The sequence below is a fragment of the uncultured Nocardioides sp. genome (assembly GCF_902805925.1).
Classification (GTDB): Bacteria; Actinomycetota; Actinomycetes; order Propionibacteriales; family Nocardioidaceae; genus Nocardioides.
Genome location: NZ_CADCUP010000062.1, coordinates 1 through 2,531, shown reverse-complemented (window position 1 = coordinate 2,531; position 2,531 = coordinate 1). Strand labels below are relative to the sequence as shown.

Genomic DNA, 2,531 nt, shown 5'->3' with positions numbered 1-2,531 from the left:
CCGTGGCAGGGGCCCTGGCCGAGCGGTCCCGGCAGCGAGGTGTACGACGCCGACCTGCTCGCCGCGGGCGACCGCCGCAACGTCGTCGACCGTTACCGCTACTGGTCGGTGGAGGCGATCGTCGCCGACCTCGACAGCCGGCGGCACGACTTCCACGTCGCGATCGAGAACTGGCGCCACGACTTCAACATCGGCACGATCGTGCGCTCGGCGAACGCGTTCCTCGCCGCCGAGGTGCACATCGTCGGCAACCGCCGGTGGAACCGCCGCGGCGCCATGGTGACCGACCGCTACCAGCACGTGCGCCATCACGAGACCGCCGCCGACCTCGCGACACACCTCCGTGGCGCCGGCGTCCGGCTCCTCGGGATCGACAACCTTCCCGGGTCGGCGCACCTGGAGACGATGCGGGTGCCGCGCCGGGTGTGCTTCCTCTTCGGCCAGGAGGGCCCGGGGCTCTCCGCGGGTGCTCGGGAGGCGTGCGACGGCACCTTCTCGATCGCCCAGTTCGGGTCGACGCGCTCCATCAACGCCTCGGCCGCCGCGGCGATCGCCATGCACGCCTGGGTCCGCACGCACGCGGACCTGTCCGGCGACACGGCCTGGCGGGGCTGAGCCGGCCGGCCCCACCACGCCGGATCCCCACGAGAAGGTGGATCCGTGCCACCCCCGGTGGCGTTCCCGCGAGCACCGACGTCGCCTCGTCGACGGCCACGACGTGGTCGATCGTGCTGACGCCGACGCCCTGACCGGGGCGAGCCCCGACCGGCGGCGAGGTGCTCGCGCAGGTCGAGGTCGTCGGTGTCCATGCCTCACCGCGACCGACTAGGGTCCTCGGGAAAGCCCAGCACGTCTTCGACCCTGACCCGCCGAGGAGCTCCCTATGCCCATCGCCACCCCCGAGCGCTACGCCGAGATGCTGGATGCGGCCAAGTCCCGCTCGTTCGCCTACCCGGCGATCAACGTCTCGTCGTCGCAGACGCTGAACGCCGCGCTGCAGGGCTTCGCGGACGCCGGCTCCGACGGCATCATCCAGGTCTCCACCGGCGGCGCCGACTACCTCTCCGGCCCCGGCGTGAAGAACATGGTGAGCGGCTCCGTGGCCTTCGCGGCCTACGCGGCCGAGGTGGCGAAGAACTACCCCGTCAACATCGCCCTGCACACCGACCACTGCCCCGAGGACAAGCTCGACGGCTTCGTCCGGCCGCTGCTGGCGATCTCCGTCGAGCGGGTGAAGCGGGGCGAGATGCCGCTGTTCCAGTCGCACATGTGGGACGGCTCCGCGGTGCTGCTCGACGAGAACCTCGAGATCGCCGCCGACCTGCTCGCCCAGTGCGCGGCCGCGCACATCGTCCTGGAGGTCGAGATCGGGGTCGTGGGCGGCGAGGAGGACGGCGTCGCCAACGAGATCAACGAGCACCTCTACACCACCCCCGACGACGCCCTCGCCACGGTCGAGGTCCTGGGCGCGGGTGAGAAGGGCCGCTACATGACGGCCCTCACCTTCGGCAACGTGCACGGCGTCTACAAGCCGGGCAACGTCAAGCTGCGGCCCGAGATCCTCAAGGCCGCGCAGGAGGCGGTGGCGGGCAAGCTGGGCCTCGACGCCGACGCGAAGCCCTTCGACCTCGTCTTCCACGGCGGCTCGGGCTCCACCGCGGAGGAGATCGCCGCGGCGGTCGACTACGGCGTGGTGAAGATGAACGTCGACACCGACACGCAGTACGCCTTCACGCGCCCGGTGGCCGCGCACATGTTCAGCAACTACGACGGCGTGCTCAAGGTCGACGGCGAGGTCGGCAACAAGAAGGCCTACGACCCGCGGGCGTGGGGCAAGGCCGGTGAGGCCGGAATGGCCGCCCGCGTCGTGGAGGCCTGCGAGCACCTGCGGGCCGCCGGCACCACCCTCGGCGCCTGAGTCGGCGCCGAGGGCGGTCGGAGCCAGGGGCTCAGGCCGTCGGAAGCACCTTCCGCAGCACGCCCGACTTCACCTCGGAGGCGCGCTGCTGCTCGCCGGCGAAGGAGGTCACCACCACGAGCGCGCCGGTGAGGGCCGGGATCGCCCACTGGAGCATGCGCAGCTGCTTCTGCGCCGAGGCGACGCTGGGCGGGGTGCCGGTGTCCGGCTGGGTGCCGGACTCGGCGGGCATCCGGGTCTCCTGCGAGACCCGCTTGCCGAGCACGCGCGAGTACGCCGTGACGCCGAGCGCCGCGGCTGTGAGCGCGGTCTTGGCCACGGACATCGAGGCGACGCCCTGTTGTCCCTGCAGGCGGCCCTTGTTGCCGATGAGCTGACCGACGGAGCCGAGCACGTGGGCGCCGATCGCGGCGGCGTTGACGGGGGTCCACCGGTCCCAGCCGACGTTCGCGACCGCGCCGCGGTCGGTCGAGGTGCTTGCCTCGGCGGCGGCCGGGTTGAGGGCGACGGCGTTGGCCAGGGTCCCTCCGAACCAGGCGGCGAGGCCGACGTCGTGGAGGGAGCGGGAGAGGGTGTCGCGGGCCATGAGAGGTCCTTCCTGAGGATGAGGTGC

3 protein-coding genes are annotated in these 2,531 nt (G+C 72.1%); 2 read left to right on the top strand and 1 reads right to left on the bottom strand.

Annotated features, from left to right (window positions below; translation table 11 throughout):
• Both QZX64_RS04315 and fbaA read left to right on the top strand, forming a co-directional pair.
• Nucleotides 1-615 (top strand): TrmH family RNA methyltransferase (locus QZX64_RS04315; RefSeq protein WP_295657272.1); only part of this gene is annotated, 615 nt, incomplete at its 5' end.
• 268 nt (nt 616-883) lie between these two features.
• A complete protein-coding gene (gene fbaA / locus QZX64_RS04310; RefSeq protein ID WP_295657270.1) occupies nt 884-1,918 on the top strand; it encodes a class II fructose-bisphosphate aldolase in 1,035 nt (344 codons plus the stop codon).
• Between the two features lie 31 nt (nt 1,919-1,949).
• On the opposite strand, the gene QZX64_RS04305 is transcribed toward fbaA, so the two are convergent.
• Entirely contained in the window at nt 1,950-2,504 is a 555-nt protein-coding gene (locus tag QZX64_RS04305; RefSeq protein ID WP_295657268.1) for a hypothetical protein, read from the bottom strand.
• Between the last annotated feature and the right edge of the window lie 27 nt (nt 2,505-2,531).

Coding starts and splice junctions, on each gene's coding strand:
- fbaA (WP_295657270.1), top strand. CDS start 884: ATGCCCATCGCCACCCCCGAGCGCTACGCCGAGATGCTGGATGCGGCC.
- QZX64_RS04305 (WP_295657268.1), bottom strand. CDS start 2,504: ATGGCCCGCGACACCCTCTCCCGCTCCCTCCACGACGTCGGCCTCGCC.